The organism is Algoriphagus jejuensis (genome assembly GCF_039523455.1).
In the GTDB taxonomy this organism is placed as follows: Bacteria; Bacteroidota; Bacteroidia; order Cytophagales; family Cyclobacteriaceae; genus Algoriphagus; species Algoriphagus jejuensis.
In genome coordinates, this window is the sequence record NZ_BAAAFI010000010.1 from 65880 (window position 1) to 90731 (window position 24852).

A 24852-nucleotide genomic window follows, 5' to 3' on the forward strand; every position below is an offset into this window, starting at 1 on the left:
TCAATCTCCTAAACGAAGAATTAAAATGACAAAGTTTTCTATAAAAAATTTCAAACTTGTCCTAGCCAGCGCGGCTATGATGGGTGTGATCAGTTCCTGCGACGTGACTGACTTGACTCCGGCAAACCTGATCCCTGATCAGGAAGCGTTTGGGACAGCTGCAAGAATTGAATCAGCGGTATTGGGCGTGTATGAATCCGCTCAGCGTGGGTACTACAATGGCTCTGTGGTCAACGGAAGAGGATACCCTTTCGGCGCTGCCAACGTGGAGCAGGGTGACATGAGAGGCGAGGACATGTACAATGACCAGGCTTTCTATGAAATCACCTATGCGAACGGCTATAATCCCCAGACTGCCAACAACAACGGGATGTGGATTTCACTATACAGAATGATCAATAGAGCGAATATCATCCTGGAAAACCTGGATCCTGCTGTAGCAAGCGGTGTGTTGACTGCTGAGAAAGGCAATGCCTACAAAGGTGAAATGCTGTTCATGAGAGCTTTGGCCCACCATGAACTGTTGGTTCACTTTGCCAGACCAATCTCAGATGATCCGAATGATCCAGGAGTTCCATACAGAACTTTCGCGATCAATGACGTACCTAAAGTTCCAGAGGGAGAAGCAGTTCCCCGTGGTACCGTAGGTGAAGACTACACACAGCTTTTGGCTGATCTCGACGCTGCGGCTACTGCCCTGGGATCTGGCAAAGGAACCGTTTCCAGAGTTAGCTATGGCGCGGTAATCGCCCTTAAGACCAGAGTTTTGCTTCACAAAGAAGACTGGGCTGGTGTACTGGCAGAGTATGAGAAGATCAAGGCGCTTTACGCGGTCACTCCAAATCCTGCTACTCCTTTCAGAGGTGGAACCAGCTCTGACAACATCTTCTCTTTCCTGAACTCAGAAGCTTCCAACGGTACTGTGAACGGTGCATTGCCAGCGATGTATGGCAACCCCGCAAACGGTGGACGTGGTTTGGTGAAGATCTCCCCATTGATCTGGAGATCTGACTTCTGGCATGCAGAAGATACCAGACGTTCTGGCTTGACTGAAAGAAACGCGGCAGGTATCTACAGTGCCAAATACATCGACTACGTTACTCGAACCGATCCAAACGTGATCTTGAGATTCTCTGAAGTGGTATTGAACGCCGCTGAAGCAAACGCTCAATTGGGTAATTTGGATGCTGCGGTAGCTTTGCTGAATACAGTAAGAGACCGTGCACTTCCTGACACTGTTCCATCATTTACAGCTGCCGGTCTTGGTGGACAGGCCGGCGTATTGACTGCGATCTATCAGGAGCGTCGAATCGAGTTCTTGGCAGAAGGCCGTAGATGGGCTGATATCCACAGGCTTTCAGGAGCTGGTTTGATGGCAGGTATACCATTAAAGGCTCAATCTCGTTCGGTCAACAATGTAGATTTCTACACCACAAACCGTACAATTCTGACAAGCCACGATCTTCCTTATTCCAGCGACCTGTTTATATGGCCAATTCCATTGGAAGAGATACAATCTAACACGACTGCTCCTATCGCGCAGAATCCTGGATATTAATTCCAGATTGACTTAAAACCACTAAAGTCCGACTCGCAAGGGTCGGACTTTTTTTGTTGCTAAATCCCGAACACAACTTGCTTAAAGTCCGCGTGAAGCATCAAATGAAGGCCTTTGTGCTTGTTTTGTAATTTCTAAATCCAAAAAACTATAATTCAGCTTTGTCGGAAATCAATATATTTAAGTCTTCCACCTTAAAACTACTTTTATGCTTAAGTCTATCATCGTACCTGTCGATTTCTCAGATGCTGCTTTTAATGCTCTTTTGTTTGCTGCCGAAATTGCAAAGCGAGTTTCGGCTAGGGTAACGATCCTCCACTCGTTGGAGGCAAATGAAGATCAAGAAGCGGCGGATCAAAAACTTAAACAGCTGGATGCGAAACTACATGCGTCCTTTGGTGCTGACCTCAAATGCGAATCCCTGGTTATGAAAGGCGGTCTTATTCAATCAATTGAAGGCCTGGCAAAAAATATAATTCCAGACCTCATTGTCATGGGTACCAAAGGGGCGACTGGCCTGAAGCGAATCTTAGTGGGAAGTAACACGATTAAAGTGCTTGGTCGCGTCAAGGCACCAGTTTTTGTTATTCCGGCTACAGCGCGGTTTGAGAATTTCAACAAAATGGGCAAGAATAGAGTAGTCTTTGCCTCTGATCTGCAAGAAGTGAAAAACGACGGTTCTTTTGATGTCTTGAAGGACATCGTCTCCTTGATGATCGAGCCTAGATTAAGGGTGATGAACGTCCGACCCAAGGACACAAGTTTGGGCTTCGATCAAGAATTGGAGCGTAATGCCCTTATTTCTCGGTTTAGTGATGAGATCGAAACCGAACGTATTACGGTATTTGCAAATGATGTAATGGATGGGATTAATTTTTACCTCGACAAAAACGGGGATACGGGAATGATCGCAATGGTCGCCCGCGAAAACGGCGGACTGTTCGAGCGGCACTTTACCCGGGAGATGGCCGCTGTCACTCAGTATCCGCTCTTGGTGTTGTACAATACCATAGACTAAATTCCGGTTTCTATTTCTCCGCTCAACGAAGTTTTTGCTTTTCCACACTTTTTGTTTTGAGGTTTTATCAAATAGTAAATATCTCGCAATAGTCTGAAGATTGAATGTGGGGAATGGATGATAATTCCCTTGATAAGATTTACAGGTTACAAACCTCGAAGAGCCTATGTCCGGACGCGGTGAAAACGTAAAAGACCGCCAGTTTTCGAAAACTAGCGGGTCTAAAGATCGATTCAAAGGACAATACTACTTCTTGTTTTCCCGGCTGCGTTGGATGACAGCGTCCACTTTTGCCTTGGAGGCGCCATATAGTTTTCCGTTTTCGGCATCCTCGATCAGCCGGTCGATATAGCCTTGGCTGATCTCGGTACTGTCCTTATACTTCTTACGCACCCTGTCCAGTTGGGCGTGTAGCTCTTTGCGAACCTTTGCATAGGCTGGATCATCGTAGAAGTTGTGAAGCTCTAGGGGGTCTTTTTTGCGGTCGATAAGTTCCCATTTGTCTTCGGGGAAGTAGAAGTGAACCAGCTTGTACTCCTGGGTGATGAGCGCATAGTGACGCTGCACCATGTGCTCGGCCGGATACTCGTAGTAGTGGTAATAGACTTCGTCGCGCGTCCATTTGTTCTCATTTCCGGTCAGGAGCGGTACCATGCTCTCGCCCTGCATATCCTTGGGAGCCTTGACACCCGCCGCATCTAGGAAGGTTTGGGCGAAGTCCAGGTTTTGCACCAGCTCGTCTGAAGTCGAGCCTCCTTTGGTACGGTCTGGCCAAGCCATGAGTAGGGGAGTCTTGAAAGACTCGTCGTACACGAACCGCTTGTCGTACCAGCCGTGTTCGCCGAGATAAAAGCCCTGATCAGAGGTATAGACGATGATCGTGTTTTCCATCAGGTCATTCGCCTCCAGGTAGTCAAGCAATCGCCCGACGTTTTCATCCACGGCCTTGATCGTGCCGAGGTAGTCCTGCATATAGCGCTGGTACTTCCACTTCATGATGTCCTCCTCGGACATCATTGGGTATTTTTTCTTGAAGTCCTCATTGATTTTGGTATAGTACTTCAGGAAAGTCTCCCGCTGGGAAGGAGTAAATCGGGCCAGATCGTTTTTGAATCGGTTTTTGTCCGGACCAATCTCCGACAGGCCCAGCTCGTCCATGGTTTCTGGGAAAAGCTTGTTGTCACCGGCCCAGCTCATGTGTTCCAGGATATTCATCTCGGCCTCCGCAGCAGCAGGGCGCTCGGCATAGTCGTCAAAAAGCGTCTCCGGCTCCGGGAAGCCCTTGTTGGTGTATTCCTCCATGTGGCGCTCCGCCATCAGCCAAGGACGATGCGGTGCCTTGTGCAGATACATCAGCATGAATGGTTTTTCCGCCTCGCGATCCTTTTCCAGCCAGTCCAGAGTCATGTCGGTCACGATGTCGGTCACGTAGCCTTCTACCTTGATATTGCCTTCGTTCTTGGTGATAAATTCCGGGTTGTAATAGGCGCCTTGACCAGGCAGGATCTTAAATTCATCAAAGCCCTTGGGACTGTTGCCAAAGTGCAGCTTGCCAAACATCGCAGTCTGGTAGCCTGCGTCCTGGAGCAGCTGGGGGAAAGTCACATTGGTGGTGTCAAAGGCAAAATGGTTGTCTACCTTGCCATTGAGGTGGGAGTGTTTTCCCGTCAGGATAGTCGCACGGGAAGGCGCGCAGATGGAGTTGGTCACGCTGGCTTGGGTAAAAAGAATCCCCATGTCGGCGATACGGTCGATGTTTGGAGTCTGGATCAGCCGATCGTCGTAGGCAGAGATCGCCTGATAGGCGTGGTCATCTGACATGATGAAGATGATGTTGGGTCTCTTGGTATCCTTGCCGCTCCCCTGCTGGGCAAAGCCCGCCTGGATGCTAATCAGGAATACCAATCCTCCGAAAAGAGCATTACGCATAGTGTATTGGTTTTAAATTTAGGCAGTCGAAATTTAGGCTTTTCTGATTCCTTTCGGTAGCATTTCTTCCCTTGGGCATGATATCCTACCAATCGAAGCTTCAATAAAAATAATTTACCCCTAATTTAGTGCTTTTGCCCTAATTGATTTAATTTGCTCGCTAATATCGCAAACCCGGAATCACCTACAGCCCTCCAATGAACATAGAACTGCTGGACGCCCTCACCATCTTTACCTACCTCATCGCGATGGTGTGGATAGGGATTTGGTATGCCGGACGCCAAAAAGCGACCAGCGAGGGCTATTTCCTTGCGGGAAAATCCCTGGGGTGGAAAGTCATCGGTGCCTCGCTTTTCGCCTCCAACATCTCCACCGTCCACTTGGTCGGTTTGGCTGAGTCTGGGTTTAAGGACGGGATACTTTGGGGAAATTTCGAATGGTTTTCCACGGTGGAGTTGTTGATCTTGGCCTTCGTCTTTGTTCCCTTCTATCTCAAAAGCAAAGTGGTCACGCTTCCGGAATTTCTGGAAAAGCGCTACGACTCCCGCTCGCGGATGATCCTGGCGATCTTCAGCATCCTGGCGGCCTTGTTTATGCATATCGGGATCAGCTTCTATGCCGGCGCGGTAGTTTTCGAAGAGATCTTCGGCTGGAATATCTGGTTTTCGGTTGGTCTGATCGCTGTGGCCACGGGGGTCTATACCATCATCGGCGGCTTGTCCTCGGTGGTCCTGACCGAGTCCCTGCAGACGATCATCCTGATCTTCGGTTCGATCCTGATTACGGTGCTTGCTATCGTCGCCCTACCGGGTGTGGGTATCCATTCCCTAGCGGATTTGAAAGCTGCCGTGATGCCAGACCGTCTGCATGCGGTGGATTTTGATGCCTCGGCCAAGGGCTTCACCTTTCGCGACATGATGCTCAGTCACCTGATCCTGGGGATCTGGTACTGGTGTACCGATCAGACCATCGTGCAGCGGATATTGGGAGCCAAAAACGAAAACCAAGCACGATTGGGAGCTGTGTTCGCGGGCTTTCTGAAGATCCTTCCGCCCTTTATCATGATTCTGCCCGGCATCTTGGCCTTCGCCTTGTTTCAGGAGCAGATCGGAGACAATACCAAAAGTGTCCTTCCCGTATTGATCATGCAGCTGCTTCCGGTGGGACTGAAGGGTCTGATGGTGGCAGCCCTGCTCGCGGCGGTGATGAGCAGTGTCGCGGCGGCCTTGACCAGCTGCTCGACCTTGGTGGTCTACGACGTCTTTGATCGGGTGAACCCGAATCTATCCGATGGAAAGAAGATACAGAGGCCGGATCACGGCCGGAGTAGTACTCATCTTGGCGGTGCTTTGGTCACCCTTTTTGGGAAATCTCGGTGCCATCTTCGAGCTGATCAACCAGATGTTTTCCATCTTCGCCCCTTCCATCGTGGTGGTGTTTCTCTTTGGGATACTTTCCAAAAGAGGCACTTCGCAGGCATCTTTCCTTACTCTACTTTTGGGGAGTGGGATTGCCGCCTGCATCTTTCTGACCGAAAAATACCTGACGATCCAGGGAATCGAAAACTACATCTCCGCTCCAGAAGGTCTAGGAATCAATTGGATGCGGCAGACCTTTTACTTCTTTCTGGTGTCTGCGGGGATCTATTGGGCGGTCAGCGCGATTGGCTCGCGGCCTGCCGTCAACGTCGAAATCGCCAGTCTGAGTCTTTCCGGAAGCTCCCGCTTGGTCGTTGGCCTCAGCGCTTTGCTGATGGCCTGCATGGCGCTCGTCTATTTCCTTTTCTTTTGATAAGCCGATAAGCCATGGACTTCAGCCAACGCATCTCCCAACTTCCCAATCCCAGACCGATCGCGATCATCGGTGCGGGGGGAATCGTGACCGACGCGCATCTGCCTGCCTATGCGCAGGCGGGCTGGAAGGTACTCGGGATCTATGACCGAGTTTGGGAAAAGGCGCATGCGGCGAAGGAGAACTTTCCGCTGGTGGAAAAGGCCTTCCCGAGCTTGGAAGACTTGATTGAAGCAGCAGCGGCTTCCTCGGCTGTCTTTGATCTGGCTGTTCCGGCGGATCAGGTGCTTGCTATTTTGGAAAAAATCCCGGACCACTCGGCCGTCCTGATCCAAAAGCCCATGGGCGAGACGCTTCAGGAGGCCCGGCAAATCCAGGTTCTCTGTCAGGAGAAGAAGCTGACTGCGGCGGTAAATTTCCAGTTGAAGTTTGCACCCTACATGCTGGCTCTTCAGGACTTGATCGAGCAAAATGTCCTTGGGGACGTCTATGACATCGAGCTGAAAGTGTGCGTGCACACCCCTTGGGAGCTTTGGGATTTTCTCCAAACCAAGCCAAGGATGGAAGTGCTCTACCACAGCATCCACTACCTGGATCTTATTCGGGCTTTGGCCGGAAATCCGATTCGCGTGCAGGCTTCTCTTGCGAAGCATCCCCGGACTCCGGATTTGGCTGATGCCCGCAGCAGCATCCTGCTCGACTACGAGAGACAAAATCGGGCCCGTATCCTGACCAACCACGGCCATTCCTTTGGGGGGAAGCACCAACAATCCTACCTCAAGGTGGAAGGAAGCCAAGGTGCGGCCTATATCCTGCTGGGACTTTCCCTGGACTATCCCAAAGGGCGACCTTCAAGGATGGAATACTGCCAAAGCGGTTCGAACCTCGGTTGGCAGGAAATACCGCTGGAGGGAGATTGGTTTCCCGAAGCCTTTATCGGCAGCATGGCCGTGCTCCAAAACCACCTCCAAGATCCCGATTTTCCATTGATACACTCAGTCGCCGATGCGCTCCAGACGATGGAGTTGGTCGAGCGCGTTTATCAAGCTTCACACTATAATCCAATACCATGAAATACTTTCTGACTTTTCTACTAGCCCTGACTTCGGTCTTTTCTTTTTCCCAAGGAAAAAAATCAAAACCCAATGTCCTGCTCATCATGTCGGATGACCTGACGACCACGGCTTTGGGCAGCTATGGCAACCGCATGGTTCAGACTCCTCATATCGACCAATTGGCCAGCGAGGCGGTTCAGTTTGATCGGGCCTATTCGCAGTTTCCGGTTTGCGGGCCTTCGCGGGCTTCCATGATGTTTGGCTACTATCCGAGCGCCACGGAGACCTACGGCTACGTGAGCGGGCGGGAGCAGGTGGGGCCGGATCGCCTTTCCCTCTCACAATGGTTCAAAAACCAGGGCTACTACACCGCTCGGGTGAGCAAGATCTATCACATGGGTATCCCCGGGGATATCGAAAAAGGTTCTGATGGCGCCGACGACGCGGCCTCTTGGACCGAAAAGTTCAACGTGAAAGCGCCGGAGTGGCAAGCGCCAGGCAAGGCGGAACTGGTGCAAAACAACCCGGATGGCAGCATCGAGCGCAAGGGCGGAAATGTGATGACCATCGTGCAGGCTTCGGACACCGAGCTGGATCATGCGGATGGTATGGCTGCTGCCAAAGCCACTGAGCTGATCCGCGCACATAAGAAAGAGCCTTTCTTCCTGGCGGTGGGATTGGTTCGTCCCCACGTACCCTTTGTCGCTCCGGAGAAATATTTTATCCCCTATCCTTGGCAGCAGATAGTGCCTCCCCCCGTGGTGGAGGATGACTGGGCTGACATCCCCGAGCGCGGGATCAACTATGTGACGACCAAAAACGGGCAGATGTCCTACATCCAAAAACAGAAAGCCATTGCCGGCTATTATGCTTCGGTGTCTTTCATGGATGCGCAGGTGGGCAAGATCTTGAAGACGCTCAAGGAAGAAGGCCTCGAGGACAACACGATCGTCGTCTTTGCTTCCGACCACGGCTTCCATCTCGGCGAGCATGACTTCTGGATGAAGGTCAGCCTTCACGAGGAGTCGGTGCAGGTACCCTTCCTGATCAAGGCTCCGGGAGTCAAGGCTGGAAGCTCGACTTCTTTTGCGGAGCTGTTGGACCTCTATCCTACGCTGATTGACTTGGTAGGAGGGAAAGTCCCGAGCAATATCCAGGGTAAAAGCTTAGTGCCGGTGCTGAAAGATACCCAAGCGGAGGTGCGGGATATGGCTTTCTCCGTGACCCAAAACGGGAATACGTATTTGGTAAGAACGGATCGCTGGGCTTATATCCAATACGACGAGGATGCCGAAGCAGGCATGGAGCTCTTTGACATGTATCAGGATTCCAAGCAGTTTACCAACCTGGCAAATCTGCCCGAGTACGCGGAAACCTTGAGCAAGATGCAGACCCGCCTTCGGGAAAAGCTGGCCGAAGTGCGTCAAAATGACCTGAACAAAACCTATAAGACCGGAAGATGAGATTCTCCAAAAACACCTCTTTCGGTATCACCTTGAGTGTCATCCTGCTGGCTTGCTTGGCGGCAGGCATGCCCGACAAGCAACTCCGCGTGGAGCCAAAGCCCGTGGCTGCGACCCTCGTAAAAGGCGAAAGTGATTTTCTGCAAGGTCCCTCCGTGCTTAAGCTGGACGATTATTTTGTCTGGGGAGCGACGGTGGTGCAGGGAGAGGATGGCAAGTACCACATGGTCTTTTCCCTCTGGGAAAGTGGCCCGGAGCATGAGCCATTCAACAACAGTTGGGTGCTGGAGAGCAAGCTGGGCTATGCAGTTTCAGACTATCCTGACCGCGATTTCAAGTTTCAGAAAATCATCCTCAAGGGTGCACATTATGATGGGAATGCTGCGACTTGGGATGCCCAAAGCGTCCACAATCCCCACCTGAGAAAGTTTGGCGACAAGTACTACCTCTACTACATCGGTGGCCGGGATGCGGGCGAAGGCGTAGCTCCGGACTTGGATCAGCGAGCCCGGGTGCAGCAAAGCTTACAGATCGGGGTGATCGAATTTTCCTCCTTTGAGGATTTGCTGGCCGGTAGATTTGAACGTCCTGCCGAGCCGCTGCTGAGTCCCCGATCCCGTGTCAAGGCCAATCAGGTCTTGCTTCCTTCGCCTCCGGGCACAGAGGTGAAGCCGGATAACCTCATCGTAGTCAATCCCTCCGTGGACTACAATCCAAACACAGGCGAGTACATGCTCTTTTTCAAAGGCAATATCTATGAGCCACATTGGAAGGGTGTTCATGGCGTCGCTACCAGCAAGAGTCCGACAGGGCCTTTCGTGGCCAAGGACCAATTCATCTTCGATGTCAAGATGCCCGATGGCTCCTTTGCCAGTGCGGAGGATCCCTATGTGTGGTATTCCAAAGCCTATGGGCGCTTTTTTGCGGTGGTGAAGGATTTTACGGGGAGAATTTCCGGAGGAAATCCCAAGGATCTGGCGATCCTTGAATCCAAAGATGGCTTGGACTGGAGGCTCGGTGAGTATCCGCAGTTTTTGAAGCCGGAGGTCACCCTCGCAGATGGCTCCCTGCAGAAGCTCAACCGGCTGGAGCGTCCCCAGCTGCTGGTGGACAAGAGGGGCATTCCCCGCTACCTCTACGCGGCGGCTGCCGTGGACAATGTCAATGCGAAGAAGGATGGAAGCTCTTTCAACATCCACATTCCCCTCAAGATCAATTAACGAATCAACCAAGCACAAGCATTCGCGCTTGTGAACAAATAATCCTATTAACCGAAATGAGAGAACCACTGGTAATCAAAAGAGGACTGTCGAGTGACATGCGTTTTGATCTGAAAGACGGTGCCGGCTCCGATGCAGTCCACGTCAAGCCAGTCTATGCATACGCCGTGTGCAAGCTGCAAACCGACACCGCAATTGAGGGTGTTGGGCTTGCATTTACCCTCGGCGCAGGAAATCGCATCGTGTGCGATGCGATCGACTACCTCGTCAAGCACGTCGAAGGCAGAGAGATCCATGAGCTGATGGCGGACTTTGGTTCCGTGTACAAGATGATGGCTGATGATCCCAACTTTCGTTGGCTTGGGCCGCACAAGGGGGTCGTGCAGCTTGCCCTTGCCGCCGTAGTCAATGCTTGTTATGACCTTTGGGCAAAGGCCGAGGAAGTCCCGCTCTGGAAACTCCTCACCGACCTGAGTCCCGAAGCCTTGGTCAACACCTTGGATTTTTCATACTACGAGGACATCCTGACCAAGTCGGAGGCCACCCAAATCCTCCAAAGTCAAAAAGAAACCTGTCTGGAGCGCAAGCTGATTGTCGAGAAAGGCTATCCGGGCTACGATACCTCGGTAGGCTGGTTCAACTATTCCGACGAGCAAGTGCTGCGCAATGTGCAGGAGGCGATGGAGAAGGGATTCACGGCCATGAAGCTCAAGGTTGGCTCCCAAAGTGCAGAGAGAGACATCCGAAGAGCCAGGATTGTAAGAAAGGCGGCGGGCGATGATGCGACGATCATGTTTGACGCCAACCAGCAATGGACACTGCCGCAGGCAATCGACATCTGCAAACAGCTCAAAGAGTTGAACCCTTTTTGGATCGAGGAGCCCACCCATCCAGACGACGTACTGGCCCATGTGAAGCTTGCTGAGGCGGTTTCAGTTCCCTTGGCCCTGGGCGAACACGTACCCAATAAGATCATCTTCAAAAACTTCCTTCAGTCGGGCTGCATGTCCTTCAACCAGGTGGATGCGGTACGCGTCGGCGGTGTGTCGGAGTTTATATTGATCAGCCTTTTGTCAAAGAAGATGAATGTACCGGTCGTACCCCATGTGGGCGACATGGGGCAGATTCATCAGCATTTGGTCTTGTTCAACCATATCTCGGTGGGGCATCCGGCGCTGCTGCTGGAGCATATTCCGCATCTTCGGGATTATTTCAAGTTTCCGGTCACCATCGTGGATGGCAAATACATCACCCCTCAGCAGCCGGGTATGAGCGCGGATTTGATTTAGAACGTCTGAGCCGCTAGCCTGATCGGAAGGCTCTGCAGGCAATTCAATGTGTTTTCTATGGGAACGAATCTGGTTTCGTTCCCATATTTTTTGGGAGGTGTTTTGACCCATCATCCGGAGAGACTACCGTTCAAATGTGATGAGTTGTTCTACTTTAGCTTGTAATAAAGCAGTTCCTGAACAGGGGATTTTTGGCAAAAATGTCGCTGCGAAAGCTTTTCGCTATGCGGCTTCTTTCCAAAATCAGCTCAGAGAATCTAGAAAAGGGGGAGAAGTCCCCATGAAATAACACCAGATTTTTTGGTGCTTGAGTAATCGTAAAAAATGCACTGTTGCTTGGTTTTGGCTGCGTATGCGACATACATTTTTACTGTCTAAATATCTAATTGATTGAAAATCAATTGTTTTTAAAACAATATTTTATTATTTTAATAAAATCAGAATTTTTTATTCTCTTGTTTCATTCCCCTATTTTTCTCTAAAGGGCTTTAGTGCATTTGCTCTATTTTTATATATATTACCGTCGTTATTGGAATTATTTATCTAAGTCCAACATAGTTAAAGTAATATTTTAATTAATAAATCTGTTTTGTATGGAAAACTTTACTGGAAAACTGATGAGGCACGCTACTTTCCCTGCAGGGAGACAGCGACCCTCGTTGAGATTAGGAAGTTGCCTTTTCATGTTATTTTTTCTGTCCGCCATTTGGGGGGTAGAAGCACGCCAGTCCGCCGGTATCACCGTGTCGGGCTTGGTGATCGACCAAGAAGAAGGCCTGCCCCTGCCGGGGCTAACCGTCCTGTTGAAAGGCGGAACTTCCGGAACCGTCACCGATGCTGATGGTAGATATTCGATAGCTGTCCCCGGACCGGATGCGGTCTTGGTGTTTAGCTATGTCGGCTATGCAACCCAAGAGATCACAGTAGGCAACCAAACCAAGATCGACGTATCGATGGGGCCTGATGTGTCCTCGCTTGAAGAAGTGGTTGTGGTTGGCTACGGTACGCAGAAGGTGACCAATCTTACCGGTGCGGTAGATGTGGTGGATGGCAAAGCCATTGCCGACCGACCTTCACCCTCTGTTTCTCAATTATTACAGGGTACGACTCCCGGCTTGATTTTCGGTGTGGACAACAACGGCTTCCAGCCCGGTGCCAACATGAGCATACAGATCCGGGGCATGGGCTCGCTCAATGGAGGAGAGCCCTATGTGGTCATTGATGGGATACCGGGAGACATGAACCGTCTGAATCCCAACGATATCGAATCCATCTCTGTGTTGAAAGATGCTGCTGCTTCTGCTATTTTCGGAGCGAGAGCACCGTATGGTGTGATCGTGATCACGACCAAAAAAGGAAAAGGTAAGCTTACCGCCAGCTATTCAGGCAGCGTGGGATCATCGAGCCCTACGAACCTTCCGCAGATGCTCAATTCCTACGACCATGCCAAAGCCGTGAATGAAGCCGGTGTATTTGGTGCGGGCGGTCGGTTTTTTGCCAACAGGACGATCGACAATATCTTGGCATATCAGAGAGGCGACTACGACTTCATACGAAGCAATGCTAATTTTCCTGCCGATGCGACACATTTCGAGACCACTCCCAATCCATCCAGCCTCAATCAGTGGGGTTTTAACCAGAATGGAAATGCCAATCGCGATTGGTTTGACGAATATTTTGGCACTGGTTTCATCCAGAAGCATGACCTGAGCATCTCAGGAGGTACGGACCGCACCACTTATTACTTCTCGGCGGGCATGTATGGCCAGTCTGGTGTTCTGAACTATGGTACTGATACCTTTGACAGGTACAATATCATGGGTAAGATCACGACCATGATCACCGACAAGTGGGACTTCACGTATCAGCCACGCTTTTCCAAGCAGGTGAGGGAGATTCCCAACATGGACAGACAGGGGAGTTATGATTTGATCTTTCACCAGATCGCCCGTACCATGCCTTCGAACGCATTGTATGATGGATATGGCAACATCATGATCCAGTCAAAAATCCCTTGGGTCAACGATGCGGGTACGGATGTGACAGAGACTGTGGAAAATTGGCATACGTTCGCCACTGACATTCGTCCGGTAGAAGGCTGGAGTATCCATGCCGACTTTGCAATGCGTAACGTAGACCAATTCTATAAAAGTGATGAGTTGACAGTATACGATCATTTGGTAGACGGCAGCCTCCAAGCTAGCGGCAACACAGTGCCGAGCAATACCAGAAGAACGCACTACAGTAATCCATATTGGACCTCTAACATCTATACCACCTACGAATTTAAAGCTGGAGAGAATCACAACTTCAGTGTGATGGGGGGAACCCAGTTTGAGAAATTCCAACAGCGAAGCCTAACAGGCTACCGAACCAACCTTCTCGTGCCTGATGTCCCTTCACTCAATACCGCCGATGGTGAGATCCAGATGTCCGAGAGTCTACTCACTATCAGTACCCAGGGTTACTTCGGTCGATTCAACTACGGATACGACGACAAGTATCTACTTGAGGTCAATGCACGATATGACGGAACCTCCAGATTCAGAGAGGGCAATAGATGGGGCTTCTTCCCTTCATTTTCTGCAGGCTGGAATATTGACAAAGAAGGCTTTTGGCAGCCTATCAGCAATGCGGTAAACACTTTGAAGATCAGAGGATCCTGGGGTGAACTTGGAAACCAAAACGTAGATCCCTATCAGGATTTGTCCCTTATCCCATTGTCTGGCAATGCCGTGAACTGGATTTTCACACCAAACGGTACGCGACCTATCGGCTATGCGGGTACTCCCGCCCTGATCAGTCCGGATCTGACTTGGGAGACTGCACGTTCCACGGACATTGGTTTGGACGCAAGTTTCTTGGACAAAAGACTGAAGTTTGTGTTTGACTGGTTTGAGCGTACTACCGTGGATATGATCGGCCCAGTGGATCCTGCTCCGGGTGTGTTGGGCTCTACTGTTCCGCAGTCTAACAACGCATCGCTTAGAACTAGAGGTTGGGAGGGTACTGTTACCTGGAACCAAACTTTTGACAATGGACTCTTTTTCACAGTCGGGGTGAATATGTACGACAGCAGATCCCATGTCACCAAATACCTCAATCCAACCGGAGTGCTTTCTACCTGGTATGAAGGAAGAGAGCAGGGTGAAATCTGGGGATATACGGCGAATGACCTCTTCAAGACGCAAGAAGAGGTGGATACCTATACTTCCGAAGTCGATCTAAGCGATATCACCGGATTGGGCTGGAGACCAGGAGATCTTAAATATCTCGATGTAGATGGCGATGGCAAAGTGGACAACGGAGCCAATACGCTGGAAGATCATGGTGACTTGCGGATCGTGGGCAACAGCACCCCAAGATATCAATATGGGATAAACCTCAACGCTGGATACAAAGGCTTTGACTTTTCCATGATTATTCGTGGTGTCGGCAAGCGCGATCTATGGTTTGGTGCTGGGGAAAACATGTTCTGGGGCTTCCGCTCTGGAAACCAGACTTCCCTCTTTCCTGAGCACTTGGATTACTTCCGTGACACACCGGGCGACATGTACACCGGACTCTATGAGGGCGACGCAAACTTCAACTTGGATGCGTACTACCCAAGGCCGTACATCAACGATGCTGAGAATAACAAAAACCGACAAACCAGCACTCGCTATCTACAAAGCGGTGCTTATATGAGGGTACAAAACTTGCAAGTAGGATACACCCTTTCTGATGCCCTGCTTAGCAAGATGCACCTCAGCAACTTCCGTGTCTACTTCTCTGGGGAAAACCTGCTGACCTTCAGTAGTCTTACGCCGGGAATCGACCCTGTAGCTGTTTCCAGCTCATGGGGTGCCGGTAAAACCTACGGAGCTGATCGAATGCTCACCTTTGGACTTCAGGTATCCTATTAACCATTCAATTTTAGAAGACTATGAAAAAATCCATATATACACTGGGCTTGTTTACGATACTTCTGGGAGCTTCTTCCTGTGAAAGCTTCATCGACAACGCACCCGAGGATCAAATCTCCGTCAACGACTATTTCAAGACGCCTAACGACATAGAAAACTACGTCAGCAAGTACTATACCACCCTACCGGCCCATGGTTCGGCGGTCCTTCCTCTTCAGGATGACAACTCGGACAACTTGATCGTGGCCATCCCCAACTCACTCATGCACGGCACCCGTGCACCGCGAAACGGGCAGTGGACCAACGAGTGGGCAAACATCCGCAGTGTCAACATTCTTTTTGACAACTTGGACAATGTGCAAGCCGATGTGAGCCAGTATGCCCAGTTTTTGGGCGAGGCCCATTTCTTCAGAGCATGGTTTTACTACGATAAGCTTCAGACCTATGGGGATGTGCCGATCTACGACCATGAGCTTTTCCCAGGTGACGAGGACCTTTACAAAGGCCAAGATTCCAGGACTGCCGTTGCGGATTTTATCATCGCAGAGCTGGACAAGGCATTTCAGCACGTGGGTGCAAGAGCACAAACCGGTAATTCCAGGGTAAACAAGGAAGCGGTCTTGGCTTTTAAATCTCAAGTAGCGCTCTATGAAGGGTCTTGGCAAAAATACCATGCCGGCACCGCCTTTGGTACTGCGGGTGTTGATCCCAAAAAGTATTTTCAAGTAGCCGTAGATGCTTCCCAAGAGCTGATCACTGGTAGCTACACCAAGGGAGTCTACAACACGGGGAAGCCTGAGTCGGATTATTACACGCTATTTGGTTTGGACAATATGTCGGCTGTCAACGAAGTCTTGTTCTATAAGATTGCCAGCACTTCCGAGCAGCTTGGACACGAGTTGCAGTTCTACACCACTCGTAGGACCCGCGACATGTCCTTGACTTGGTCATTGGTTTCTTCTTATTTGGGCAAAGATGGGATGCCTTATGACTTTACCGAATTGGCCAAGTCGACCAAAGGCAACAACTTCTTGACCAAGATCGCGGAAGATTGCGATCCCCGACTCTCTGCGACCGTGTGGATTCCTGGCGATCTTCGCGTAGCAAGCTCAGGCACGACCTTCAGCAAGCCTTTCCTCAACGGTGGCTCTGAGGAGCTTGCCGCGACGGGCTTCCAGGTAAAGAAGTATTCCAATCCTTACTCTCCCGCTGCTGGAGCTGACTTTGGTGGGCTAAGCCAGACGGGAAGAATCTACTTCCGCTACGCGGAAGTCCTGCTCAACTATGCGGAAGCGAAGTACGAGCTGGACGGTACCATTGCCTTTGAAGCCTTGAACCCCCTCAGAGCGCGAGTGGGTATGCCTAATTTCACGGTCATTCCGCAAGCCGAGTATGGTGCCAATCTTGTAGACTATGGGTATACCATAGACGATGCGCTCTATGCGATCAGAAACGAAAGAAGAGTGGAGCTCGCGCTGGAAGGTCACCGTCCGGATGATTTCAAGCGATGGGCCGCACACACGCTCGTAACCGGCCAGCGACCGCTGGGATATCCATTCGAACCTTCCGAATTCCCGGGATTTGCCCCGAAACTCACCGCGGACGGGCGAATTGATTATTTCCAAACCCAGATGCCTTCAGGATATGGGTTTAGAGAGGATCAGGATTACCTGACTTCTATCCCGTCGGATGAGTTAGTTTTGAATCCAGCTTTGACCCAGAATCCAAACTGGTAATTCTCCGGATCCATTTCTAGAGGATTCCCTCTAGATCCATACTAATACCAAGGCTAGCCTTTCGAGGCTGGCCTTTTTTTTACCCTAAAAAAATATGTACTTGGCTTTCACATGATTTTAATCCCATTAATTTCAAAGGTGATTTTTCAATTTTTGACAAATGATAAAGCCAAATAAACCAAAAACCAAAGACAAGATCCTTTCCGTGGCGATTCGGATGTTTAACGAGGCGGGAATCCAAGGAATCACCAGTAGGCATATCGCCGCGGAGATGGGGATCAGTCATGGAAACCTGGACTATCACTACCATACCAAGGAAGACCTCCTCTTGGCGATCTATGACAAGATGCGGGACGAAGCCTCTGAAACCTATAGCGTGAGAGAGCCCAACAGCTCCTCCCTGCAGCATTTCCAGCACATGGTCTCAGGGCTGGAGGAGTTTCAGTATAGGTACAGGTTTTTTAATCTGGATGTATTGGAGATCAGCCGGTCTTTTCCGGAGGTGAACAAAAAAATACAAGAAACACTCATCCTCCGGAAGCAGCAGGCACAGCAGCTGTTTGAGGAGTTTTTGGAAGATGGGTACGTGAGCTTTCCTGATGAAGATGTCATGGAGCGAATCCTGCATACGATTCGGATGGTGATCACTTTTTGGCTTTCGCAAATGGAGGTGATTTCCCCATACAGATTTAGGCAAAAAGGAGAGATGGTGCGCTTGGTTTGGAACACGATCCTGCCCTATCTCACGCCTGCAGGTAGGGAAGAGTATGAGCGAATCCTCGATTTGGCAGCTTCAGAGACAGCGGGTAAGTCGTAGGGAGAGTATTTGTCTGTCTTCTCACTAGCTAATGGTCAAGTGTACACGCTTTCCTAGCCCGATCTCCAACAATCTGTAGAGGGTGGAAAGCTGGATATCGCTGTTTCCGTTTTCGATCCGGGAGATAAAGCTCTTTTTGGTGCCGGTTCGGTCCCTTTCACGCCAGCAATCCCTTTTCTTTCGAGTCTGGTGGCTGATCGGAGTCAACACCTAGCTAGATAAATTCCACTTCCCGTAGCTCCTCGGCAAATTCCTTGAGATTTCGTTCGATCTTTTCGACTGTTTTTCTGCCTGGTTTTCGATGTCCAGTGACATAGTGACTGAGCTGGCCCTGGTTTACTCCGGTGATTCGTTCGAGGCCTGCCAGACTCAGTATTTTGCTGTAGTAGTTGAGAAAGGACGCGATGTCGAATGCAAAATTGAATTTGCATTCGACGAAGTCCTTGTTGGTATCCAAAAAGTATTGCTTCATTTCCTCATAGGAGTTCATGAAGTCGGCTTTTGCCTCCGTGACGGTTTTGCCATCTCCGATAATTCCGAAAGGGAGGCTGTCGTCCTCAATGCAAGCTCCGTATGTGCCGTCTTCTCCTCTTTCGATTTTTACATTCACGCTTTTCATAATTGACTAGCTCTAGGTTGTTCTTTCAAAAGGTCTTTCTCACTTGATTCCCGCATCTTTTTTGATTTTTCCAAGGGTGCCCGTCTTTACTTCCTGGCTCTTGTGATGGGAAAGTTGGAAATGCTTCCCGGTGGATGGGCTATACCAAATCGGATGGTTAGACCCGTCTCTCACCCAGTAGCATCCAGCTTTTTTGCACAATTTCTCTAGTTCGGAGTATTTCACGGGAAATTGAATCGGTAAACCTTTGACACAATGATACGGAAAATAATATCAAATAGGTGCGATTCTAAGCTACTCAATCATAGAAACTGCTACTCTTTCCCCGCGAGCAGCCCCTTTTCCAATAGCGGAATCCTAAACTTCTCCAATTCCGAAGGCTGATGTGCCTGCTTGAAGATCGCCTCGGCTTGCGCTAGGATTTCCGGATTCGCATCGGCCACATTGGTGGTTTCCAGAGGATCTTTCGCCAGATTGTATAGCTCCAAAGTCGGCGTCTGTTTGTCATTCAGATGCTGACGGATGAGTTTCCAGTCTCCAAAGCGAACGGCCACCTGGCCTCCATATTCCGGAAATTCCCAATAGAGGTATTCGTGCTGCTGTTGATCCCCCTTGCCCAGAAGCGTGGGCAGGATGCTAATACCGTCGTTTTGTGGTACCTCGAATCCCGTGATCTCCCCAAAAGTCGCCATCATGTCGATATGGGAAGAAAGTAGGTCGGATTTGGTGCCAGGGGCGATCTTGCCCGGCCAGCTGGCGATCATCGGCACGCGGATGCCCCCTTCGTGGACATGGCCTTTGATCTTGGCGGGATCTTCGGTGAATGGTCCAGCACTGTTAAACCACTCCGAATCCGTCCCTCCGTTGAAGGTTGGGCCGTTGTCCGAGGTGAAGATGATGAGCGTGTTTTCGTACAGACCCTCTTTCTTCAGGTGCTCGACGAGCTTGCCGACGTTTTCATCCAGATAGGAAACCATGGCAGCATAAGCCGCGCGCGGATTTTTGTGTGGGAAATAGCCCTTGTTGCCTAGATAGGGCGTTTCGGCTCCGAATTTTTCCTCATAATAATCCACCCAACGCTGGGGAGCCTGAAGCGCCACGTGGGGAATCGGCGTGGCCCAGTAGAAGTAGAAAGGTTTGTCCTTGTTCTCCGAGATAAAATTGGTCATCTCGGCAAACATCAGATCCGGTGCGTAGTCTACTTGGTTGAAGTCGGCATAGCTTTCGGCCTTGCTCGGATCGGCACCTTCAGCGAGTTTGGTGCTCGGGGCGACGAGCTTGTTGCGGAGCGGAACGCGGTTCTCGTTTTTGTACAGATGAACCGGATAGTAGGTGTGTGCCTGACGCTGGCAATTGTAGCCATAGAAGAAGTCAAAGCCCATCTTGGTGGGGATAGAATTGGTCTGCGGTGCGCCAAGGCCCCATTTGCCGACACTACCGGTGGTATAGCCTGCGGACTGGAGTCTCTTGGGAAAAAGGACCGTTCCCTCTGGAAGTGGACGCTGGCCTTCCAGCGTAGAGTCGTTTTCCATATCGGCAAAATTCCAGACATCGCCGCCAGAGGGAGAATCCCTTTCCCGCCACTCGTCATTGCCTCGGATATAGGCATGGCCGGAGTGCTGGCCTGTCATGAGCATGTATCTGGCCGGTGCGCAGACAGGTGCGCCCGAATAGTGCTGGGTAAACATCATGCCGCCCTTGGCCAAGGCATCGATGTTTGGGGTTTCGATCTTGGTGCTGCCAAAAGCACCCAAGTCCCCGTAGCCCAAGTCATCCGCCAGGATGTAGATGATGTTCGGTTTGGAGGGATTTTGCGCGAGTTGGTTTTCGCTGGTTTCGGCGGGTTTGCAGGCAAAAGCTACGCAAAGGGCGAGCAGACTCAGTTTGATTTTGAATGGGGTCGGCATGTTTTTAACTCGAATTTCAGTTTTTCTTTTCAGCAGAACTATGGATTGAAGCAATGACCTCTCGGTCATCGTCATTGGTAGGGTACTTTTGGGCTAAGAGATTGCTAGTAACGATAAATACGCTGAAGCAATCTTTTCAAAGCGAAAACAGGACAGAAGGATCGCTTCACTCGTGCCTCACTCTTAATGACGCCGAAGCGTCGTCACTGCGAGGCACGAAGCAGTCTTTCTATTCAATAACGCGGCGATTGCCACGCTCCTTCCTTGCTCCCAATGACGCGATACTTCCGTCTCCGGTGTTCTATCTTCCAGCTTTTCTCACTTCAACTCAATCTCTTCCGCCTCAGGCAGGTTTTTGCCGACGATTCCCCCGTAAAACTGAACCATTTCTTTCAGCTTCTCAGGTTCGGCAGAGGCCAGGTTCTTGGCTTGGGAGACATCTGTGGACAGTTGGTAGAGCTGATATTCGCCCAAATTTCCGGTTTCGATATTGACCGATTGGATGAGGGGACTACCCTTGTGGGGAGGGATCATCACCCAATCTCCCTTGCGCAGGGCCGTTCGTCCGGTCGCCTCCAGGATCAGGCTTTCTCTGCCTTTCTCGCTTTTGCCAAGTAGGGCGTCGAGGATATCTTCACTGTCTTGGCCTTCGATTGTACTTCCGGTGAGCGCTGCGAAAGAGCTTAGCAAATCCACCTGACAAACGAGGGCATCAGAGACTTGGGGCTCGATGGTTCCTTTCCAATAGGCCATAAAAGGCACTCGGGTTCCCGCTTCAAACAAGCTGTATTTTCCGCCCCGAAGTGGACCTGCGGGAGTGTGGGCGCCGTTTTTTTCTACCGCATCGTCGTAGTAGCCGTCGTTCAGCACGGGGCCGTTGTCGCTGCTGAAGATGATCAGCGTGTTCTCTAGGATCCCTTCCTCTTCCAGTGTTTTCATGAATTCGCCGATAGCCCAGTCTGCTTCCAGGATCACGTCTCCTCTCGGCCCGAGTCCGGATTTACCCACAAACCTTGGATTGGGCGTGCGTGGCACGTGTGGTTGTTGGAGCGCATAGTAGAGGAAGAAGGGCTTTTCCTTGTTGGATTTGACGAAAGCCTGGGCTTTGACCAAGAAGTGGTCGGCCATGGTGGTATCGTTCCAAAGTGCGGCTTTTCCGCCTTTCATAAAGCCAATTCTTGGGATTCCGTTGACGATGCTGTTGTTGTGGCCATGGTGCCACTTCATCGTGGTCAGCTCGGGATTGTCCTTGCCAGTAGGTTCGCCGTCGTAGTTTTTCTGATAATCCACTTCGATGGGATCGTTGGGATCGAGTTGGTCCACGCGGTCATTGTGGATGTACACGGTGGGCACGCGGTCTTGGGTAGCCGCCAGGATGTAGGAGTAGTCGAAGCCAACTTGATTCGGACCGGGGCTGATGCTGCCGTTCCAGTCGGTCTGCCCGTCACCCAGGCCCAGGTGCCATTTTCCCACAATGCCGGTGCTATAGCCTTGTGTCTTGAGCATCTTGGGCAAGGTCATCTGGGCAGTATCGATCAATAGCGGAGCGGTGCCGGGAAGGATCTTCGCATCCTCGTTTCTCCAAGGATACACTCCGGTAAGCAGTGCATAGCGGCTTGGCGTGCAAGTTGCCGATGTTGCATAGCCGCTGGTGAAGCGCACGCCCCCTTTGGCGATTTTGTCGATATTCGGTGTGGACAGCTGAGTAGCTCCGTACACGCTCAGGTCGCCGTAGCCTAGGTCATCGAGGTAGATGATGACGATATTGGGTTTAGCGGTAGTCTCCACGTTTCCTTCTTCGGACTTCGGTGCACTACAGGCCCAAGCCAGGCAGATAGCCATTCCCAGGCTCAAAATTCTAGTAAACATAGCTTTCGTGTTGATTCGGATTTGGTTTTAGGAAAAAGCGATAAGGATCTCCCCAGCGCTTGTTGGGCTTGGTTTCAAACCTGGAAAGGACTTCGTTTCCCCCGTCTGAAGGTTTTTGACCTCGACGCGGTGTGGGCTATCGGAGAATGTTTTTGGGGCAAAAGTCCCCCCATTCGCTCTCAGGTTGTATTCCAACTCACCGGTCGTTTCGTTGAAGACCGATACCAAGGGGCTCTCCACTCCCTGAAATTTGAGGGTGTCCAAGAAGCCAGCGGCTTTTCTCCCGTAGTTGTCTGCCTCGGAGATTTGGATGGGCCAGCCGGCAAATTGACCCTTGGGGTTTTTCACCGGATTTACATACCTGGGCCAGCATTCGATTGCCATGGATCGGTTCTTTTTGTCAAAAGTAATGATCCCGTAGCCCGTACTGCGATCGTGTATGAGGGCAGGCAAGATGCCTGTTTGGTAGGGGTTTGCCACGGCATGGATGGTCATCTTGTTGCCAAAGCCGTCGTGGTAGTTGCCGGTGTTGGGAGCTTTTCCGGGGATAGGCTGATGACCCTCGGGGACTTTGGGCCACCATCTTCTTGGGAAAAGATTGTTCAGTGCCGGGCCTGCAAAGGCGAAGCCGGAGTCGCCAAACTCATCCACGCCGTATTGCACGGTGGAGGGCAAGTGCTGGTCTCCCGCGATGTGAAGGGCAAAGGACTTCCGGATCGTTCGGACGGCTTCGTCCCGGCCTTTTTGAGGCCAGCCGTTGGAGTCCATATCCGTCGTCGGAGCGTCTCCAGACACGTATTCCCCAAATTTTGGAATCGGAAGCCGAGGCACTATGCTATCGATGATGCTGCCTTCGGGCAGCGTGGCGACGGTGCAGAAGTTGGTCTGGGAGAGGACGGACTTCATCTGGATATCGACATCCCAGTCTTGGATCCAGTTTTCCAAGAAGTCCATCTGGCGCTGTCCCAGGAGATCCGCATCGATGTCGTAGTGTTTCTTGATGTCGAAGTCCAGGTTTTGGATAAAGCCGTTGACGACCTGGGCTTCTTTGGGAAGGATGTTTTTGGGAGCGGTTTTGAACTTTCTATCCTCGAGGATCGCGAAGCTCACTCCTCCATAGACCCAGTCGGTATAGTACACGCCGATCCCCTGCTTCACGGGAGTCGGGTCAAAAGCATCCGGCAGGTGGCAGGTCTGCGTGCGCTGGATCATATTGACCCAAGCAGCTGGCATCTTGTAGCCGCCTTGGTCTTGGGCCACGTAGCCCCATCCCTCATCCGATGGCGCATGCTCCCCGCCTTCGCCCCAGACGTTGCCGTGATAGACGTCGTGGTCGTCGGGGATGATGGCTGCTGGGATATTTCGGAAAATCTCCCGATAGGACCAGCCAAACATGTACCACTTGTGGAGGTAGTCCAGGTAGGCCTTCTCCAGCGGACTGGTTTGAATGCCAAAGCCTCCGGTGCCTTCGTAAAACTGGTCTCCGAGAAACATCGCCATATCCGGCTGGTGCAGGTTGACATGGTCGCTGACCTCCTGGTCAGGAAAGCCATAGTCTGCATTGCAGCTGAATACGGCTACTTTGAGGTTTTCGGATGGGTTGGGTTGCGTGGCAATTTCACCAGCGTAGAAAAACTCCTGCTTTCCGTTTTTGAGTGGGAAATCCAGGAAGACCCGATAGGGTACCATCTCCTTTTTGTCCCAGTTTTCCACACGGAAATGGGCATATCTCCCTTCCAGATCAAGGGCAGAAATGGCCACGGTTTCCCACTTTCCGCCTTGGTGAAGCTGCAGCTGGACTTCCAGACCGGATACTTTCTCCACGGGAGCTAGCTGGGCGGTGAGCTTGAGAACCTTGCGATGGACGGTGTATTGCGCAAAGACAATGGGACCAAAGATCTGTTTTGTATCGGCGGTGATTTTTTCCCCGGAAAACTTCCAGTCGGCGAAAGCCGCCAAGGCCTCGTCGGCTTGGTCCTCCTTGGGCGTGTGGGCGATGATAGCCAAGTTGCCGCTCAAGTCTTCGGGCTTCAAGCCTTCGGATTGGATCTGGATTGGCTTCGCAAAGCTGGGATCATTGGAGGCGGAGAGCGTGAGGGAATATGCATTTCCCGACCACTTGGCCTGCATACGAAGATAGATAGCCTGGCTCAAGTCTAGGCTCGCGTCGCTGCTTTGCTCGCCGATCTGCAGCTGTCCCAGGCCATTGACACCTAGGTCCAAGCCCTGTCCGAAGACGGCTGCGGAGCGGTAGTCGGCAAACTTTCCCTTGGCGCCGACGCGGAATCCCGCATAGGCCTTGGACTTGCCTTTGACAGTGTCATTGCGCCAATGGAGCGTGATGCTCTGCTCAAAGTCCTGCTTTCCATCCTGCAGTTGATGGGTGAGAATGTGGAGGGTACGGTTGGGTCCGGAGATTACGCAGGCAGCTTTGCCGCCTTGGATCTCCCAGTCCTGGAGCCGATTTCCCCAAAATTCGGGGCCGATCCAGTGGAGGTCAGGCCAGTTTTCCCAGGTGCTCTGGTAGGCTGGGGTAGGGCTGGCAAACAACTGACGTATGCCGGTAAAACCCTGGCTGAAAAGAAATGGGGTGGAAAAGGAGGTCAGAGCCATGGCCTTCACGGCCGATCGTCGCTTCATAGAGGAAAGTTCAAAAGGTTGGGTATTGGAAGTAAA

Annotated in this window: 16 protein-coding genes and 1 pseudogene; 11 read left to right on the plus strand and 6 right to left on the minus strand. The window is 51.2% G+C overall.

From position 1 onward, the window contains the following. The first annotated feature begins 25 nt into the window (after nt 1–25). Nucleotides 26–1558, plus strand: a complete 1533-nt coding sequence (locus ABD031_RS11220) for a RagB/SusD family nutrient uptake outer membrane protein (RefSeq protein ID WP_343851424.1) — start codon at nt 26–28, stop codon at nt 1556–1558. Nucleotides 1559–1766: 208 nt separating this feature from the next. Beyond that, a complete protein-coding gene (locus ABD031_RS11225) occupies nt 1767–2576 on the plus strand; it encodes a universal stress protein (RefSeq protein ID WP_343851426.1) in 810 nt (269 codons plus the stop codon). 246 nt (nt 2577–2822) lie between these two features. Here the strand turns inward: ABD031_RS11225 and ABD031_RS11230 are convergent, their stop codons facing one another. After that, nucleotides 2823–4505, minus strand: a complete 1683-nt coding sequence (locus ABD031_RS11230; RefSeq protein ID WP_343851428.1) for a sulfatase family protein — start codon at nt 4503–4505, stop codon at nt 2823–2825. A 248-nt stretch (nt 4506–4753) separates the two neighbouring features. Between ABD031_RS11230 and ABD031_RS22370 the strand changes: the two are divergent. From ABD031_RS22370 to ABD031_RS11270, 9 genes and pseudogenes are all read left to right on the plus strand, one after another. Then, nucleotides 4754–5794 (plus strand): annotated as a pseudogene (locus tag ABD031_RS22370) (sodium:solute symporter family transporter); the annotation flags it as partial. 1 nt (nt 5795) lies between these two features. Further along, entirely contained in the window at nt 5796–6296 is a 501-nt protein-coding gene (locus ABD031_RS22375) for an SLC5/6 family protein (protein ID WP_425542746.1), read from the plus strand. Nucleotides 6297–6310: 14 nt separating this feature from the next. Then, on the plus strand, nt 6311–7369 hold the full coding sequence (locus ABD031_RS11240) for a Gfo/Idh/MocA family protein (protein WP_343851432.1): 1059 nt from the start codon (nt 6311–6313) through the stop codon (nt 7367–7369). After that, nucleotides 7366–8814: a sulfatase gene (locus ABD031_RS11245; RefSeq protein ID WP_343851434.1), complete on the plus strand. Its 1449-nt coding sequence runs from the start codon at nt 7366–7368 to the stop codon at nt 8812–8814. Before ABD031_RS11240 ends, ABD031_RS11245 begins: the two co-directional genes overlap by 4 nt. After that, complete coding sequence (locus ABD031_RS11250) at nt 8811–10034, plus strand: glycoside hydrolase family protein (protein ID WP_343851436.1); 1224 nt, start codon at nt 8811–8813, stop codon at nt 10032–10034. The genes ABD031_RS11245 and ABD031_RS11250 overlap by 4 nt, the downstream gene beginning before the upstream one ends. A 56-nt stretch (nt 10035–10090) precedes the next feature. After that, nucleotides 10091–11323, plus strand: a complete 1233-nt coding sequence (locus ABD031_RS11255) for an enolase C-terminal domain-like protein (protein ID WP_343851438.1) — start codon at nt 10091–10093, stop codon at nt 11321–11323. A gap of 593 nt (nt 11324–11916) precedes the next feature. Continuing rightward, on the plus strand, nt 11917–15228 hold the full coding sequence (locus ABD031_RS11260; RefSeq protein WP_343851440.1) for a SusC/RagA family TonB-linked outer membrane protein: 3312 nt from the start codon (nt 11917–11919) through the stop codon (nt 15226–15228). Between the two features lie 20 nt (nt 15229–15248). Continuing rightward, nucleotides 15249–16964, plus strand: a complete 1716-nt coding sequence (locus tag ABD031_RS11265; protein WP_343851442.1) for a RagB/SusD family nutrient uptake outer membrane protein — start codon at nt 15249–15251, stop codon at nt 16962–16964. A 160-nt stretch (nt 16965–17124) separates the two neighbouring features. Further along, entirely contained in the window at nt 17125–17781 is a 657-nt protein-coding gene (locus ABD031_RS11270) for a TetR/AcrR family transcriptional regulator (RefSeq protein ID WP_343851445.1), read from the plus strand. 214 nt (nt 17782–17995) lie between these two features. Here ABD031_RS11270 and ABD031_RS11275 read toward each other — a convergent pair whose 3' ends face one another. The 5 genes from ABD031_RS11275 to ABD031_RS11290 form a co-directional block, all read right to left on the minus strand. Then, nucleotides 17996–18400 (minus strand): helix-turn-helix domain-containing protein, encoded by a 405-nt coding sequence (locus tag ABD031_RS11275; RefSeq protein WP_343851448.1) that lies wholly within the window; start codon nt 18398–18400, stop codon nt 17996–17998. A gap of 39 nt (nt 18401–18439) precedes the next feature. After that, nucleotides 18440–18625, minus strand: a complete 186-nt coding sequence (locus ABD031_RS22380) for a type II toxin-antitoxin system HicA family toxin (protein ID WP_425542742.1) — start codon at nt 18623–18625, stop codon at nt 18440–18442. Between the two features lie 89 nt (nt 18626–18714). After that, on the minus strand, nt 18715–20307 hold the full coding sequence (locus ABD031_RS11280; RefSeq protein WP_343851450.1) for an arylsulfatase: 1593 nt from the start codon (nt 20305–20307) through the stop codon (nt 18715–18717). 318 nt (nt 20308–20625) lie between these two features. Then, on the minus strand, nt 20626–22176 hold the full coding sequence (locus tag ABD031_RS11285; protein ID WP_343851453.1) for a sulfatase family protein: 1551 nt from the start codon (nt 22174–22176) through the stop codon (nt 20626–20628). A 27-nt stretch (nt 22177–22203) separates the two neighbouring features. After that, on the minus strand, nt 22204–24816 hold the full coding sequence (locus tag ABD031_RS11290; protein WP_343851456.1) for an alkaline phosphatase D family protein: 2613 nt from the start codon (nt 24814–24816) through the stop codon (nt 22204–22206). Nucleotides 24817–24852 lie beyond the last annotated feature (36 nt).